12 protein-coding genes and 1 pseudogene are annotated in these 16,589 nt (G+C 39.6%); 3 read left to right on the top strand and 10 right to left on the bottom strand.

The window, feature by feature from the left end:
• Positions 1 to 108: 108 nt before the first annotated feature.
• Entirely contained in the window at positions 109 to 1,572 is a 1,464-nt protein-coding gene (locus EOK74_RS08535; protein ID WP_133469555.1) for a carbon starvation CstA family protein, read from the bottom strand.
• Between the two features lie 538 nt (positions 1,573 to 2,110).
• Between EOK74_RS08535 and EOK74_RS08530 the strand changes: the two genes are divergently transcribed.
• Positions 2,111 to 4,093, top strand: a complete 1,983-nt coding sequence (locus EOK74_RS08530; protein ID WP_133469554.1) for an alpha/beta hydrolase family protein — start codon at positions 2,111 to 2,113, stop codon at positions 4,091 to 4,093.
• A gap of 125 nt (positions 4,094 to 4,218) precedes the next feature.
• On the opposite strand, the gene EOK74_RS08525 is transcribed toward EOK74_RS08530, so the two are convergent.
• Positions 4,219 to 4,746, bottom strand: coding sequence for a hypothetical protein (locus tag EOK74_RS08525; protein WP_133469553.1), 528 nt, complete (start codon positions 4,744 to 4,746; stop codon positions 4,219 to 4,221).
• A gap of 37 nt (positions 4,747 to 4,783) precedes the next feature.
• Positions 4,784 to 4,939 (bottom strand): annotated as a pseudogene (locus EOK74_RS08520) (serine--tRNA ligase); the annotation flags it as partial.
• Between the two features lie 141 nt (positions 4,940 to 5,080).
• Between EOK74_RS08520 and EOK74_RS08515 the strand changes: the two are divergent.
• Positions 5,081 to 6,061: a transposase gene (locus tag EOK74_RS08515; protein WP_133469552.1), complete on the top strand. Its 981-nt coding sequence runs from the start codon at positions 5,081 to 5,083 to the stop codon at positions 6,059 to 6,061.
• Between the two features lie 817 nt (positions 6,062 to 6,878).
• Here the strand turns inward: EOK74_RS08515 and EOK74_RS08510 are convergent.
• The 7 genes from EOK74_RS08510 to lrp all read right to left on the bottom strand — a co-directional run bounded on the left by EOK74_RS08510 (position 6,879) and on the right by lrp (position 15,316).
• A complete protein-coding gene (locus EOK74_RS08510; RefSeq protein WP_133469551.1) occupies positions 6,879 to 8,210 on the bottom strand; it encodes a KAP family P-loop NTPase fold protein in 1,332 nt (443 codons plus the stop codon).
• 371 nt (positions 8,211 to 8,581) lie between these two features.
• The gene (gene serS, locus EOK74_RS08505; RefSeq protein WP_133469550.1) at positions 8,582 to 9,871 is read right to left on the bottom strand and encodes a serine--tRNA ligase; all 1,290 of its coding nucleotides are present in this window, start codon (positions 9,869 to 9,871) and stop codon (positions 8,582 to 8,584) included.
• A gap of 10 nt (positions 9,872 to 9,881) precedes the next feature.
• Positions 9,882 to 10,262 carry a fluoride efflux transporter CrcB gene (crcB, locus tag EOK74_RS08500; RefSeq protein WP_133469549.1) on the bottom strand — a complete coding sequence of 127 codons (381 nt, stop codon included), beginning with the start codon at positions 10,260 to 10,262 and terminating at the stop codon, positions 9,882 to 9,884.
• A 1-nt stretch (position 10,263) separates the two neighbouring features.
• Positions 10,264 to 11,613, bottom strand: coding sequence for a replication-associated recombination protein A (locus EOK74_RS08495; RefSeq protein ID WP_133469548.1), 1,350 nt, complete (start codon positions 11,611 to 11,613; stop codon positions 10,264 to 10,266).
• Entirely contained in the window at positions 11,610 to 12,245 is a 636-nt protein-coding gene (gene lolA, locus EOK74_RS08490) for an outer membrane lipoprotein periplasmic chaperone LolA (protein WP_133469547.1), read from the bottom strand. Before lolA ends, EOK74_RS08495 begins: the two co-directional genes overlap by 4 nt.
• A gap of 32 nt (positions 12,246 to 12,277) precedes the next feature.
• The gene (locus EOK74_RS08485) at positions 12,278 to 14,719 is read right to left on the bottom strand and encodes a DNA translocase FtsK (protein WP_133469546.1); all 2,442 of its coding nucleotides are present in this window, start codon (positions 14,717 to 14,719) and stop codon (positions 12,278 to 12,280) included.
• A gap of 111 nt (positions 14,720 to 14,830) precedes the next feature.
• Positions 14,831 to 15,316 (bottom strand): leucine-responsive transcriptional regulator Lrp, encoded by a 486-nt coding sequence (lrp, locus tag EOK74_RS08480; protein WP_133469545.1) that lies wholly within the window; start codon positions 15,314 to 15,316, stop codon positions 14,831 to 14,833.
• Between the two features lie 139 nt (positions 15,317 to 15,455).
• Between lrp and ald the strand changes: the two genes are divergently transcribed.
• Positions 15,456 to 16,589, top strand: a complete 1,134-nt coding sequence (gene ald, locus EOK74_RS08475) for an alanine dehydrogenase (RefSeq protein ID WP_133469544.1) — start codon at positions 15,456 to 15,458, stop codon at positions 16,587 to 16,589.

Genomic DNA, 16,589 nt, shown 5'->3' with positions numbered 1-16,589 from the left:
ATCCTGTAAAGTTTACGCTAAAAGAAACATTAGAATGACAGACATGGGCATAAAATGAACTGACAACATATAGAACAGCATTTAGAGCACATGTGTAAAAAATAAAAACTATGCTTTAGCAGATTTATATTTGTTATGCATCAATATCAAAAGTAGCAAGCTAACAATCACCACAACAGTACCAATTGGCCAGCCATAATCGGCGGGTAGATTAAACCCAATCGCGGCTGTCATAATATATGAAATAGTCACACTGGTAGTGATAACTGCAGGAATGCTGGCGATCCAATGAAATGCCCCCCGATCAAATAGATATTTAGTGGCTAGCCATAAAACACTGGTTGATAACAACATATTTGAAAATGCAAAATAGCGCCATATAACCGTAAAATCCAGCTTAGTCATAAAGTAGGCAATAGCCAAAATAGGCACAGCAAGTAATAAACGATTACGCACACTTTGTGGGATACGAAAAGCATCAACTAAGGTTAATCGTAGTGACCTAAATGCAGTATCTCCTGAGGTAATAGGAAATACAGCCACAGCAATAATGGCCATAATGCCACCCAGTGCACCTAAATAACTACTAGCAATATGATTAACCACTAAACCTGGACCGCCAGTATCAAGCATTGCCTTGAGGCCAGCATAACCATCTGGAAACGCAGCAATCCCCGCTAAAGCCCAAACACAAGCCACCACGCCTTCACAGACCATGGCTCCGTAGTAGACAGGCCTAACGTATTTTTCATTAGTTAAACAGCGCGCCATGATAGGCGCCTGAGTTGAATGAAAGCCACTGATTGCACCGCAAGTAATAGTTATAAACAATAACGGCCAAGTGGGTAACCCATCTGGATTAGGTTCTAAAATATCGTGACTATGACTATCTTTGAAATAAGCGAGAAAGTCGCCTGCCATGGGTAAATGAGGGGCATCGATTAATAAAGCAATAGCGATCATAGTGGTCATCACTATCATCATTAAGCCAAAAATAGGATAAAACCGAGTGATGATTTTATCAATAGGCAACAAGGTCGCTAAAAAGTAGTAGCCTAAAATCACCAATACCCAGAAGGTATTATCAGCTAAAAAGGTATCTTGAAACACGTCAAGATTACTTAACAAGCCAGCTGGGCTCATAATGAAGACCACGCCAACAAAGAACAACAGCATGGCAGTAAACAACAACATAAAGCCTTTAAAAACAATATTGTAATAGTGGCCAGCTATTTCGGGTAAGCTCTTACCATCTTCTTTAATGCTCATTACACCCGAGAAAAAATCGTGAACTGCGCCACCCAAAACGTTACCAATCACTATCCAAACCAAGGCCACTGGGCCATAAAGCGCACCCAATATCGGTCCAAAAATAGGGCCAACGCCAGCAATATTTAAGAACTGAATTAAAAATGCTCTCACTGGGTGAACCGGCACATAGTCTACCCCTTCTCTGAAACGTGCTTGTGGCGTAGAGATCTTTTGATCTAGGCCGGCTTGTTTTTCAACAAATGGGCTATAAAACTTATAACCTAGGATCAGTAGGGTGATACAGATAAGAAAAATGAGCATGAGTATGTACTTCTCTAGTTAAGGGACTCATTATTGAGTGTAAAAACACACTCAAATACCATTCACAAATTGCACTATTTGATTGACAGTCTGGGGCAAAATTCGTGCGCGATAATAACAAAATTGAACTCAACTAAACATAATAAAAAAGCCAAGAACAGGAAGTTATAATAATTCCATGAAACAATTAGGTTTGAACCAATAAGGAACAGGTCACAACTTTATATAGGTTCCTTTAGAAAAAGTATAGTCGATGTAAATGAGGGGTTGCTCAATCTCCCTCAAACAGAAATTCATGCTCAAAATTTATGTAGACAACCATAATAACGATCTAACTCTTGTAATTACTCCCCCTCCGTTAACCCATGTAATCGAAGATAAATCCAACAAGTTTGTCAGCTAAACAAACGATTATGGTGCCAATATAACAATGGGTACTTTGTTAATCTCTGTTAATCGCCTATTTAGTTTCTGATTTTTAAATGTAATATAAACCCACTCAACCTCATCATGTTTTTTCAAGGAGAACGAAACAATTATGAAAAAAAGGCATTCATCTCTATTTTTATTAATAGCTACTCTATTCTTCTATTCTGGCTCAAGTTTCAGTACCTCATTATCTATTGAAGACTTTGTTACTCCTCCTACTATTCTTAACGCCAGTATTTCTCCAAATGGCAAATATGTAGCAAGTACATTAAATAAGGGTGACGCTCGTCTAATCGTTGTTTACGACATAGACCAGGAGAAAGTAGTCGGGTCTTTTGGCGATCATATCATTAGGCCATATCACGTAAGTTGGGCCAATAATCAGAGACTACTGGTGAATTATTTGGTACCACATGGAGCGGATAGACTAAGGAAAAAAGCTAAAACAGAACAAAATTTTGATTTAAACCAGTACTATATGTACTCAAGATTAGTTTCCACAAATATTGATGGTACTGAAAGCGTTGGGTTATTTAACGATCAAAGGGCAGCAAAAGATAACAAGAACCTAGTTTCAATTACAGATTACTTACTTAACGATGATGCGCATGTATTAATGTCTGCGAATATAAAAACTAGGCTAACCCTTTTCAAACTCAATATTAATACTGGCAAATCCACAAAAATAGTCAAAGGAGGGCGTTTCACTATAGGCTTTATCAATGACTCAGAGGCGAATATAACCTATAGATATGATTACAAAAGAGTCGCTAAAACTATCGAGATATTTCGATTTAATGCAAAGGAAGATGATTGGGCATTAGTAGACACCATATACTTTGATGAAGACGACCAAAGTAAAAATAACATCGAATTTAAAGATCTAGTGGGTGTGAGAGATCAGCATCTTATCTATAGAAGGTTGAATAAAGAAACCGGTTATCACGAGCTAATGTCCGTTAATGAAACGGAAACAAAAGTATTAGTAAGCGTTCCAGACACAGATATAGTGGGCGTCATCACTGAAGGATTTAGCAACAATGTAATCGGTTATAATACCGTCAAGGATGTATACCGTTCACATTATTTTGATGCAGATAGCCAAAAAGCCTACGATAAAATTTCTACAAATTACACGTCAGAAAACTTTCTTTTTACTAGCTTAGCTAAAAATGGAACAAGAGCTTTACTTGTTTCATGGGGAGCTAATAATCCACTTACCTACTCGCTACACGACTTAAAAACCAATAAGACATCTCACTTTAGCTACCCCTATAAAACCTTACCTAAAGCTAAATTAGCAAGTGGCCAAGCTATCCATTATAACACCCGAGACGGGCAGAGAATAACGGCCTACCTTTACCTCCCCGCTGATTTTGACGGTAGCAAACCTTATCCAGCAGTAGTGATGCCCCATGGTGGCCCGCAATATAGGGATAAACTAGATTATGATGCCTTTACTCAGTTTATTGCCACAAGAGGTTACGTTGTCATTAAACCAAACTTCAGAGGCTCATCAGGCTATGGAATGGCATTTCAAGAAGCAGGATATAAACAATGGGGCAAACTAATGCAAGATGACGTTGAAGACGCAGTTCACTATTTAGTTGATAAAAACATTATCAATAAACAGCAAGTGTGCATTGCAGGAGCGTCATATGGTGGCTATGTAGCATTAATGGCAACGGCAAAAACACCAGACCTATATAAATGTGCAATAAGTATAAATGGATTATCTAACTTACCAGACCTTGTGGAGTACGAACTTGACAGAAAAAACACAAACGTCAGAAAAGATTTTGTTAAAACATCAATTGGCGATCCCAAACTTGATAAAGACTTATTAAAAAACAACTCACCAGAACTATTAACAGACAAAATCAAAGTACCAATATTATTGATTTATGGTGATGAAGATAAAGTTGTGCCCTACTCTCAATCCAAACAAATGTATAAAGCACTCACTAAGATGAAAAAACCGGTGCAAATAATCAGATTAGAAGACACAGGCCACAACCCCTTTAATGACAAAGAAACAAGACGCAAAGTATTCGAAGAAATGGAAATATTTTTATCTGAGTATTTAGAGTAAATGTAATTTTATGAGCTCAAAAAGTAAATCGAGCAGCAAGGACGCTGTTTAAACTCACAATAGATTTCGGTTAGCATAGTGAAAACTAAACTCAGATGTAGTAGCTCAGGTTTTCGACAACATTTTTATTGTAAAAAGCGCTCTTCATCGTTGATTTCACAATTATCTACTGAAGTAGTCTTATTACCTTTATCGAGAAGCCAGCACTCCTCATAGATAGAACAATAGCAAAGTTCAACTGTCACAGAGCTCATAGACGTTGTGAACATCTGTTGCTGCTCTTGGCTACTGGTTTCGTGCACTGCTATTGCTGGAATACTTTCGTTGCTGGGCAGTGTCATACCACCTACATGTGACTGAACCGTTGTAGTTGGAAAGTTGCGGATATCTATCCAATATTTAACATACTTTTCCCCGTCATTGATTTTAGCGTACTTGATCAATGCTGGGCCAGTACCTCTATTAGAAACATGGAAACTGGGTGTTGGAAAAGAACTACTATACATAACCAACCTAGGCCAAACCGAAGCGCGGGCATATTCCCTATCAATATAGGCCGAATAAATGCCTACAACAGTAGTCACCAAACTAATAAATAGTGCTGAAAACGCCACTATCATTTCGGGTTTTTTATACCATTTAGGGTTAGGCATTTATTCGTCCTTTTATTTTATACGAACTATTAGGCTCTTATCCTATTCTTTGCAATCCACCCATATAAGGTTGCAATACTGTAGGCACAGTCACCGAGCCATCAGCTTGTTGATAGTTTTCTAAAATAGCCACTAAGGTACGCCCTACCGCTAAGCCAGAACCATTTAAAGTATGTAATAATTCAGGCTTATTACCTTGTGCACCATAATAGCTAATCATGACACCCATTCTAAAAAATGGCCATAGCTAATCATGACACCCATTCTAAAAAATGGCAAAACACTCACTTTCTTCTAAACTTTAAGGACTTATTACAACCAAGGATGGTCTGTTATGCCTCAACCTCGTAAGTCTCAAATCAGTTTAATTGATACCCCTTATTATCATTGTGTGTCTCGTTGTGTTCGCCGTTCGTTTTTATGTGGGGTTGATAGCGTAAGTGGCCAAAGTTACGAACATAGGCGTGGCTGGGTAGAAGATAGGTTATTGTTTTTAGGCGCTGTGTTTGCCATTGATGTTTGCGCCTATGCTGTGATGAGTAACCATACCCATGTGGTGCTGTGTGTTGATAAAGACTTAGCAGATAGCTGGTCTTTGGATGAGGTGATTGACCGTTGGCATAAGCTCTATAAAGGCACACTCTTAACGGCAAAGTATGTAAAAGGAGAGGCGTTATCTACAAGCGAGCGTTTAAGCTTTGAAGACACAGTAACCGTTTATAGAAAACGCTTATACGACATTAGCTGGCTAATGCGTAATCTCAATGAATACATTGCCCGTGAGGCCAACAAAGAAGATGGATGTACTGGACGCTTCTGGGAAGGCAGATTTAAATCACAAGCCCTATTAGATGAATCTGCCGTATTAGCTTGCATGGCTTATGTTGACTTAAACCCCATTCGAGCCAAGATGGAAAAAACACCTGAAACATCCAAACACACAAGTATTCGTAATAGAATTCAATCACTTATTAAAGGTGAGCAAGCTAAAGCACTTATGCCCTTTGTCGGTAACCACAGGCAAGACATGCCTAAAGGCATTGCTTACAGCTTAATAGATTACTGTGAACTAGTAGACACAACAGGCAGATGTATCAGAGAAGATAAAGCAGGCCACATAGATAACCATCAAAATCCTATTCTAAAAAGATTGGGGTTAGACAGTGAACAATGGCTCACCCTCACTACAGAGTTTGAACAACACTTTGCTACCGCAGTTGGCAGCGAGCAGATGATGCAACAGTTTAAACACCACACCCACCACCAAAGAATACGAGGGATGGCAAAGGCTAAAACCTTATTTAAAATCGCCTAAAGTCTCTAAGCACTAAACACAACACTCAGCATAAGCTGGAGAGTTAAAACTCGCCTGAAATTTTAGTTTTCACACCCAATAACAAAGTAAACTCTTCAATATCGAAAACCAACCTTTAAAACATCAAAACACCCACCCAAATACCGACAAACAATCAGGAGAATAACTTAATGAGAAACGCTGTTTTTTACTTTTTTAAAAGTGGGTGTCTTAGTTATTAGTCTTTTTAAAAGTGGGTGTCTTAGTTATTAGTCCTATACACAACACTCAGCATAAGCTGGAGAGTTAAAACTCGCCTGAAATTTGAGTTTTTTCACCCAATGACAAAGAAAACTCTTCAATAACGAAAAACCAATCTTTAAAACATCAAAACACCCACTCAAAATCCTAAAAACAATCAGAAAAATAACTTAATGTAAAACGCTGTTTTTTACTTTTTAAAAGTGGGTGTCTTTGTTTTTTCACTTTGTTTTTTTCACACCACCAAAGAATACGAGGCATGGCAAAGGCCAGAGCCTTACTTAAAAGCGCCTAAAGTCTCTAAACACTAAACACAACACTCAGCATAAGCTGGAGAGTTAAAACTCGCCTGAAATTTGAGTTTTCACACTCAATGACAAAGAAAACTCTTCAATATCGAAAAGCCAACCTTTAAAACATCAAAACACCCACCAAAATCCGAAAACAACCAAGGAAATGAATTAATGAAAAAGGGTGTTTTTTACTTTTTTAAAAGTGAGTGTCTTTGTTGTTCTAAAATGGCTGTCTTTGTTGTTATGTTGTTATGTTGTTATTTTTCTTGTTAGGTCTATGTCTGTTAGTCACGCTGAAAGGCTTCGAGCCACGCGCAAACTGATTGTACGGCGTCACGTGATTCTAGAAAGCCAGATAGCATTTTAGTTTCAGATGCCATTTTACTTGCCTCCTCTTCGCTACTCATGAAATATTTAAGATACCACTTAAGCGGGTGTCCTTCTGGGATGTGTCCCCATGAACCTACACTTAATTTTTCCAGTGATGCCTCTGCAACCAATTCTTCGTAGCTAATACTGTTTTTGGACAGTTTTCTATATATAGCTGGTTTCGTAACTTTTATGACAGAAACAAATACTGAAATCCAAGAATATTCAGTATTAAGGTTACTGTCGGTAGCATTTTGAATTATTGCAAAGTTAGTTAGACATTGTTCGATTTCACGCAATGATAGATCATAATAGGTTATGATTTCCTCAAAGACCTCTACAGCTGATTGTTGGTTCCTGTTTTGGACTTGGTACCCCATGCGAGACAAACAGTTTTTTAGATATATCTTTGGGACTGACTGGTAGTTCTCTCTCGGCTTTGGAAGCGAGCTCCAAATTGACACGAATTTTTGAAGGTATCTGGCGGCATCTACTCCAGAGCCATATTCACTGCGGACAGCCTCCTCAAGTTGAGTCCTATTCATAACTAGAACAAAAGTAATATTTGGTACCGAGAACAAGTGCTTAATACTTTCGATTAAATCGAGTGCAAATTTTGGTTTACATCTGTCAAGCTCGTCGATAATGAATATTACCTTCTTTTCGGAGCTGAGCTTTTCTCCAAGTTCAGCAAGGTACTCTTTGAAGGTGGCTAGATTTTTTCGATCATCTTCGGCTTTATCTAATTGATTGGAAATAAATCCATCAACTAAATCTGACGCCTCTTTCGAAGCATCTTTGACATTTCCGGTATTATCTAGAATCGTTTCATCTAGAACTCCCGCTGTTATTGCTTTGATACCGATTCTTAAGCTTGCTTTACCAACAACCTTGAGAGCAGATGTGGCTTTTTCCTTGAATTCTTTATGGGTCTTCTCATCACCCTTATCAATTAACTGGTAGATGTGGCTAGAAATTGCCAAAAATGGGTCCGATTGGTAGTCACTTTCAAAAGCATCAAAATATACATTTGGAATATTATTTTGATTTAAAAGGCCGCGCCACATTCTTATAAATGTGCTTTTTCCTTCACCCCAAGGGGCGTCAAGTGCCAACACAAGTTCGTCATCTGTATTTTGAATTAAATTTAATAGGTTCTCGCCAAAAGGCTTTCTTCTAAAGATGTCAATATCTGGTTTGAATCCATCATTAGTTGAAATTGAAACTGGAGGAACTATAAGTTTCATACTTTTCTCTATCCTTGATTAAGACCAACAATATTAATAGCCCCCCGTATTTAAACACGGGAGGTTGCCGTATATATCCTTAAGGCCATTTTAGACATATGCTCTAAGTTATTACAACGAAATCAGTTTTTCTAAATCTGAGATTTAGTGATTTAGAAATACGGCGATTACACAAGATATTGCATATACATGGGACCGACACTACTAGTGCACAAATATGCTGATTATTTCTAGGGAAGTTTATGCAAAAGAGATTTTCTCAGTGTACCAAGTAAATAAATGTAAACGCAGCGAATGAGTAAACAATGTGAATAAAAACAAAAGGCGAGCCTAAGCTCGCCTTTATCATTAGGTTAAACCTAAAATACTTATTACCCTATTTTTTGCAAACCGCCCATATAAGGTTGCAATACTTTAGGCACAGTTACCGAACCATCAGCTTGTTGGTAATTCTCTAAAATAGCCACTAAAGTACGGCCTACTGCTAAGCCAGAACCATTTAATGTATGTAATAGCTCAGGTTTGTTGCCTTGTGCTCCGCGGAATCTTGCTTGCATTCTGCGAGCTTGGAAATCAAGCATGTTAGAACATGATGAAATTTCACGGTAGGTGTCTTGCGCGGGTAACCATACTTCTAAATCGTAAGTTTTACATGCACCGAACCCCATATCTCCGGTACATAACAGCACTTTACGATAAGGCAATTCAAGTAATTGCAGTACTTTTTCAGCTTGGCTTGTTAGCTCTTCTAAGGCATCAAATGAAGTCGAAGGCTCTACCAATTGTACTAGCTCAACTTTTTCAAATTGATGTAAACGAATTAAACCACGGGTGTCTCGACCGTAAGACCCTGCCTCGCTTCGAAAACAAGGCGTGAACGCTGTCATTTTTATAGGTAATTCTTTTGCCGTGTATATTTCATCACGAGCGATATTTGCCAGCGGCACTTCAGAGGTCGGTATCAGAGATAAGCCCTGCCCTTCTTCTGTAGCTGGCTTGGTGTGAAATGCATCGCCCATAAATTTAGGGAACTGGCCTGTGCCTGTCATGCTTTCTGCATTAACCAAAAGAGGGACATTGGTTTCTTCGTAGCCGTGCTCTTGGGTGTGAAGGTCTAGCATAAATTGCGCTATGGCTCGGTTTAGGCGAGCTACTTGGCCGCGCATTACCACAAAACGTGATCCTGCGAGTTTAGAGCCAGCGTCAAAATCAACGCCTTTACTTAACCCTGCACCTACATCAACATGATCTTTAATTTCAAAGTCGAATTCACGGGGCGTACCCCATTTGCTGATTTCAACGTTATCGTCTTCGTCTTTACCTTCTGGTACAGAATCATCTGGCATATTTGGAATACCAGCCGCTAAGGTTTGAATTTCTTCTAGTAACTCAGCTAGCTCTACTTTTGCAGAGTCTAGCTCGGCACCCAATTTACCTACTTCAGCTAATAACGGCTGAATGTCTTCACCAGATGCTTTGGCTTTACCAATTGATTTTGAACGTACATTACGCTCATTTTGCAACTCTTGGGTTTTAATCTGTAACGACTTACGTTTCTCTTCTAAAGCTGTAAAGGTAGCAGTATCTAATGTGTACCCTCTTCTTTGTAATTTTGCTGCTGCAAATTGAATATCACCACGTAAATATTTGGGATCTAACATCTTGTTTTATTTAACCTTTAACTATTTGAGTACCTACCCATGCTGCAAATAAACAGCACAGAATATTTAATATTATGTTGAGTACAGCTTTCAACCATAAGCCCTGTTGAAAAAGTACCAGTGTGTCTACGGAAAAAGTTGAAAACGTGGTTAACGCTCCCAAAAAACCTATTCCTATTGTTGTTCGTAACAGCGTGGTTTCTAAGTGACCATGTTCAAATAATGAATATAAAAAACCGAGTAGAAAAGAGCCTACAACATTGACCAGAAGTGTACCAAAAGGAAAGCCTTTACCAAACCATTGAAGCATAAGTTGCGATAGAAAATAACGTAAACACGCACCTGTGGCGCCACCTAGGGCAATAAAAATGTAAATGGTGGTAGATTGCATATTATTTGTACCTATGTTGAGAGCTTGAAGCGTCTAATTGTTTCAAGAATGCTAGTTTTTCTTGTAGTTTTTTCTCTAAGCCACGATTCGTTGGCTGATAGTATTGGGTATGTTGTTTTTCTTCTGGGAAGTAATTCTCTCCTGCAGCATAACCATTGGGCTCATCGTGGGCATACCGGTACTCTTGACCATACCCTAAATCTTTCATGAGTGATGTTGGTGCATTTCTAAGGTGCTCTGGTACTGGATAATCAGGGGCCTCTTTGGCATCTCGAACTGCAGCTTTAAAAGCCACGTAAACTGCATTGCTTTTAGCAGCACTGGCACAATAAATAGTGGCTTGAGCTATCGCCCTTTCGCCTTCGGCTGGCCCCACTCGATGAAAAATATCCCAAGCATTTAAGCATATTTGCATGGCTCTTGGGTCTGCATTGCCTATATCTTCTGTGGCTATAGCTAATAGTCGCCTTGCAACATACAAAGGGTCGCATCCTGCTGTTAACATTCGAGCATACCAGTACAAAGCCGCATCTGGTGCTGAACCTCGTACTGATTTATGAAAAGCGGAGATTAAGTCGTAAAACTGGTCACCATTTTTGTCATATTGGGCGACTCGCTCGCCTACTGCCAGCTTTACCATTTCTACCGTTAATTCATGACTGTTGGCCGGTAAAAAATCAGCTGTTAGTTCAAGGTAATTTAATAACCTGCGGGCATCACCGCCAGATAAATCAATTAATACAGATTTGGCGTTATGTTCAACTTTAATACCTAACTTACCTAAGCCACAGTCTGTATCTGTTAATGCCCGATTTAATACTTCTTCTAGGTCTGTTTCGTTAAGGCTTTTTAAAACATATACCCTAGCCCTAGAAAGCAAAGCATTGTTCAATTCAAATGATGGATTTTCGGTAGTCGCACCAACAAAGGTAACGGTACCATCCTCAATAAAAGGTAAAAAAGCATCTTGTTGGCTTTTATTAAAACGATGCACTTCATCTACAAATAAAATGGTTCTTTGTTTGTGTTGTAAAGCGAACAGCTTAGCGTTTTCGATAGCTTGACGTATGTCTTTAACACCACTACTTACTGCCGATAAACGCTCAATATGGGCGTTACAGTGGGACGCGACTAATTCAGCCAATGTCGTTTTACCTGTGCCTGGAGGCCCCCATAGGATCATGGAATGACACTGGCCGCGGAGGAGCGCTGCACGTAAAGGTTTGTCTGGCCCAATGATATGCTGTTGCCCGAAGTATTCTTCAATTGAACTTGGGCGCATACGGGCAGCTAAGGGGGCAAAGTTCTCAGTATCTGCTTGGCTGTCTGAAAAATCGAACTCACCTGTCATGGATTACGTTGGTCATCTAATTCGTATCCTATAGGCAAGCTAAAAGAAAACATGGATTGCAAAATATCTTTATTTTGTTGAATATCTGAAAAAGTCAAACGACTAGTTTGTTGCTGAGTATCTCGGGTTTCTAGCCCTAATAATTTCTCTCCTTTAAAAAACAAACGTAATACTTCAATGCTGCCATTTGCAGAAATAGGTTCAATAATAAATTCCTCAGCAGCGATTGCTACATTGTAGTCTTGCCACTTTTTGCTATAAGGGTCTGTTAATAAAATAAGGGGGTTATTTTCGATTGCCAAATTTTGGTCATAAGCAACCACTTGCTCCATAAAAGAGTCAATATTCCACAAAGTATCACCATCTGCTAACAATATACTTTCATTAGGCTCTAGTAATTCCCAATAAAGCTTATTTGGTTGGCTCATCACAATTTTACCTTGGGCTTCCTGTAGTACCGTGCCTTCGGAGTCTGTAACTGTTTGGGTAAACTTGGCTTGATAAGTCCGCAAATTATACAGTTTGTCTTTTAACTGTTGTTTCACATTACTAGCACTATCTTGAGCAAATACATGGCTAGCCAAGCATAAACTGGTGATAAATAATCCAGTAAAAATTATAGATTTTTTCATAGTTATATTTCTCGAATATCTAAAAGTAGCTCTTAATCTCTTGGAGCAGGTGAAGCTAACACTTCCCTATTACCGTTATGACCGGGTGCAGATACGACGCCACTTTGTTCCATTTGTTCAACTAAACGCGCTGCGCGATTGTAACCAATTCTGAATTTGCGCTGCACACTAGACACTGAAGCTCTGCGGGTTTCTGTTATAAACGCCACGGCTTCGTCATAAAACGCATCAAACTCTTGGTCTTCACCCTCTGGTTGTTCTCCAGGCAGGAGTATTTCAGCGCTAGCGTCTCCATTGAGGATTTCATCAATATATTGGGGGGCGCCACGTCTTTTCCAATCAGCCACTACAGCATGTACTTCATGGTCATCAACAAATGCACCATGGACACGGGTAGGAACCCCTGTTCCTGGGGGCAAATACAACATATCACCAGCACCTAATAAGGCTTCGGCACCTTGTTGATCTAATATTGTTCTGGAGTCAATTTTTGAAGATACCTGAAACGCTATACGAGTAGGTATGTTGGCTTTAATCAAACCTGTAATCACGTCTACCGAAGGCCTTTGTGTGGCAAGTATCAAGTGTATGCCAGCAGCCCTTGCCTTTTGTGCTATTCGTGCAATTAGCTCTTCAACTTTTTTGCCGACTATCATCATCATATCGGCAAATTCGTCAACTACCACCACAATCGCTGGTAGCTTCTCTAAGAATGGAGCTTCGGTTTCCATGCTTTCTTCTGATTTCCAAAGTGGGTCGCGAATAGGCTCACCGTCTTCGATAGCTTTGAGTATTTTAGCGTTACAACCTTTTAGGTTTCTGACCCCTAAAGCAGACATCAACTTGTATCTGCGTTCCATCTCACCCACACACCAACGCAGCGCATTAGCCGCTTCTTTCATGTCGGTAACTACTTCAGCTAACAGGTGTGGAATCCCTTCATACACTGATAACTCAAGCATCTTAGGATCAATCATAATTAAGCGTACATCTTCTGGCGTCGACTTATACAGCAAACTTAAGATCATCACGTTTACGCCCACAGACTTACCAGAGCCCGTGGTACCTGCTACTAACAAGTGCGGCATTTTAGCCAAATCAACAAATACAGGTTTGCCAGAAATATCGGCACCTAACACCATAGTTAAGGCTGATTCTGACGACTGGAATACATCATCGGTAATCACTTCACTTAAGCGCACCATATCACGCTTTTTATTGGGGAGTTCTAGGCCAATTACTGACTTACCGGGGATAACCTCAACAACTCGCACTGATATAGCCGACATAGAGCGGGCTAAATCTTTAGATAAAGTGGTAATTTTACTGACTTTCACGCCGGGTGCGAGCTCCATTTCGAAGCGGGTAATGACAGGGCCGGGGTAAACTCCGACTACTCGAGCTTCGATATTGAAATCAGCTAACTTGCTTTCTAATAGGCGAGAAACGATTTCAAGCTCTTCTGGTGTAATAGGATTTTTAACTTTATCTGCCCGTTCAAGCAGGTCAAAAGACGGCATAGGCCCTTGGGCTTCACCATTTTCATCAGGCTCAGGTACATGAACAGCCGTGGCTGTTACTATGCCACCAGAACCCGCTGCGGGTTCGAATTTTGGTTCTTTAAGCGCTTTGGGTTCACTGCGAGATTTAGTGATTTTTTTCTTTAACTCACTAAAAGATACAGGTGACTTAGATTTCTCTTCTGGCTCTTCCAAAATACTTTGCGGAACTTCTGGCTCAGGGCTTGGATCTTCAGAAACTGTAGCAAAAGGATTTTCGTGTGCAGTTGAAGGCTCTTCTCCCCAAAAATCGTTTTCTGTATTTTCTAAAGCAGGATGTTTTTTCTCAGGGCGCTTAAAGGTCAATAATGGTATAGAAGATTGCTTCAATTTAGCAGGAGTGCGATAAATATAGCGGCTAATAAAAAGCGTTATCTCACCCAATTTATCTACGATAAACAACCATGAAATACCGCTCAACAAAGTAAAGCCTGTGCAAAAAAAACATAGAAGTAAAAGAGTTGTACCCACTACACTGAAGTACGGGATTAAAGACGAGCTAAGAATATCTCCCACCATGCCACCAGAGGTATAGGTATGAATGTCTGCTGCATTCATACTAAGCAGGCCAGTTACACCTAAAACCAATAAAATGGCACCGATTAATCGCAATGCGATGGTGAGATAATCTATTTCAAATAGAGTTTTAGTTTGCTGAAACAAAAACCAACCTAAAAATGCACAACAAAAAGGTAGACAATAAGCAAAAGAGCCTAAAGTAAAAAACAAGATATCAGCAAACCAAGCGCCTATAGGCCCAACCCAATTGTTAACGTCGTTTTGTAAACCCGCCTGACTCCAACTGGGATCAGCAGGATGAAACGAGGCCATGGCTAGTAATAGAAAAAATGCAAAGACACAGCTTACAATCATGCCCACTTCCATAACTCTTTGAATGCCACTCAGTCTTGCCATAGGTTTTATTTCGTTACTTTTATGAAGAAATTAATGCTGTATAAGATACCAGTGTCGTTGTAAAAATCCTAGTTTAGAAGGTTTCTTCGCTTAGTAATTAAACGATAAAAATTAACGTAGGCTAATTTTTACTTGAGTAGACTCTTTAACCTCTTCCATCACAACGTAGGTTCGTGATTCACTCACGCCCGGTAGACGTAATAGAGTATCCCCTAACAATTTTCGGTAACTAGACATATCAGCCACTCTTGCTTTGAGTAAATAATCAAAGTTGCCTGATACAAGGTGACACTCTTGAATGTCGTCATGGGCCTTAACCGCAGTAGAAAATTCTTCAAATATATCGACAGATGTTTTCACTAAAGTAATTTCGACAAAAACCAACATAGCTGCGCCTAGCTTATCTGGGTTAACCCTAGCGTGGTAACCAGTAATGTAGCCCTCCCCTTCTAACCGCTTAACTCTTTCTAAACAAGGACTTGCGCTTAACCCTACTTTATTTGCAAGTTCAGAATTGGTGATTCTGCCATTTTGTTGTAGCTCTATTAGTATGTTTCTATCTATTCTGTCTAAGTGTTTTGGGGTTTTGATCAACATATTTAATTTTGCTATTTAATAGTTTTACAGAATTTTATACTTTAACTAAATTTTATTCAAAACTTCTTACTGAACAAGTTCCTTTATACTAATCCCAGCGACTAACAACTAAAACCTTTAACCATATGGGAGTAATAAAATGCTGATTGGTGTACCAAAAGAAATAAAAAATCACGAATATCGTGTAGGACTCACTCCTGCCGCTGTTAAAGAGTTTGTAAATAATAACCATCAAGTGTGGGTAGAGAAAGATGCCGGTACCGGCATAGGCTTTACTGACGAGCAGTATATAACGGCTGGCGCTGAAATTATCGCAGCGGCTGAAGAAATATTTGCTAAAGCTGAAATGATTGTCAAGGTTAAAGAGCCTCAGCCTAATGAATGTAAAATGTTGCGTCCAGGTCAGATTTTATATACTTATTTACACCTTGCACCCGATCCTACTCAAACCAAATTGTTAGTAGAGTCAGGCGCAACTTGTATCGCATATGAAACAGTTACAGATGCCAAAGGAGCCCTACCACTACTTGCACCTATGAGTGAAGTTGCCGGTAGAATGGCTGTACAAGCTGGCGCACATTATTTAGAAAAAGCCCAAGGCGGCAGTGGCACCCTATTAGGTGGCGTTCCTGGTGTAGCCCCTGGTAAAGTTTTAGTTATAGGCGGTGGTGTTGTAGGTCTTAACGCTGCGAAAATGGCAATGGGTCTAGGCGCAAACGTCACAATTCTAGACAGATCCTTAAACCGCTTGCGTGAATTAGATGATATTTTTGAAGGTCGCTTGGCGACTGTATACTCAACCGCTGAAGCAATTGAGTACTACTCATCAAGAGCAGATCTTGTTGTGGGTGCAGTATTAGTACCTGGCGCTGCAGCGCCTAAATTACTCAATCGTGAACATATCAAGAATATGAAAACAGGCTCTGTGGTTGTAGATGTTGCCATTGACCAAGGTGGCTGCTTTGAAACCTCTAAAGCGACGACTCATCAAGATCCAGTTTATGTCATCGATGATGTTGTACATTATTGTGTAGCAAACATGCCTGGTGGTGTGGCCCGTACTTCTACTATGGCATTAAACAACGCCACTTTACATTATGGTTTGGCCCTAGCAAATAAGGGGGCAAAACAAGCGATGTTAGATGACGCACATTTATTGAATGGACTAAATGTTCACCAAGGTAAAGTAACATATAAAGCTGTAGTAGACGCATTAGGTGAAGAGCTCAACCTTGAATACGTAGAGCCTAAAACTGCGTTAGAAACACTTTAA

Source organism: Paraglaciecola marina (assembly GCF_004360155.1).
Taxonomy (GTDB): domain Bacteria; phylum Pseudomonadota; class Gammaproteobacteria; order Enterobacterales; family Alteromonadaceae; genus Paraglaciecola; species Paraglaciecola marina.
This window is presented reverse-complemented; position numbering and strand designations above follow the sequence as displayed.

Bases quoted from the DNA above. Each gene is read 5' to 3' on its own strand.
- EOK74_RS08535 (WP_133469555.1), bottom strand. From the start codon at position 1,572: ATGCTCATTTTTCTTATCTGTATCACCCTACTGATCCTAGGTTATAAG.
- EOK74_RS08530 (WP_133469554.1), top strand. From the start codon at position 2,111: ATGAAAAAAAGGCATTCATCTCTATTTTTATTAATAGCTACTCTATTC.
- EOK74_RS08525 (WP_133469553.1), bottom strand. From the start codon at position 4,746: ATGCCTAACCCTAAATGGTATAAAAAACCCGAAATGATAGTGGCGTTT.
- EOK74_RS08515 (WP_133469552.1), top strand. From the start codon at position 5,081: ATGCCTCAACCTCGTAAGTCTCAAATCAGTTTAATTGATACCCCTTAT.
- EOK74_RS08510 (WP_133469551.1), bottom strand. From the start codon at position 8,210: ATGAAACTTATAGTTCCTCCAGTTTCAATTTCAACTAATGATGGATTC.
- serS (WP_133469550.1), bottom strand. From the start codon at position 9,871: ATGTTAGATCCCAAATATTTACGTGGTGATATTCAATTTGCAGCAGCA.
- crcB (WP_133469549.1), bottom strand. From the start codon at position 10,262: ATGCAATCTACCACCATTTACATTTTTATTGCCCTAGGTGGCGCCACA.
- EOK74_RS08495 (WP_133469548.1), bottom strand. From the start codon at position 11,613: ATGACAGGTGAGTTCGATTTTTCAGACAGCCAAGCAGATACTGAGAAC.
- lolA (WP_133469547.1), bottom strand. From the start codon at position 12,245: ATGAAAAAATCTATAATTTTTACTGGATTATTTATCACCAGTTTATGC.
- EOK74_RS08485 (WP_133469546.1), bottom strand. From the start codon at position 14,719: ATGGCAAGACTGAGTGGCATTCAAAGAGTTATGGAAGTGGGCATGATT.
- lrp (WP_133469545.1), bottom strand. From the start codon at position 15,316: ATGTTGATCAAAACCCCAAAACACTTAGACAGAATAGATAGAAACATA.
- ald (WP_133469544.1), top strand. From the start codon at position 15,456: ATGCTGATTGGTGTACCAAAAGAAATAAAAAATCACGAATATCGTGTA.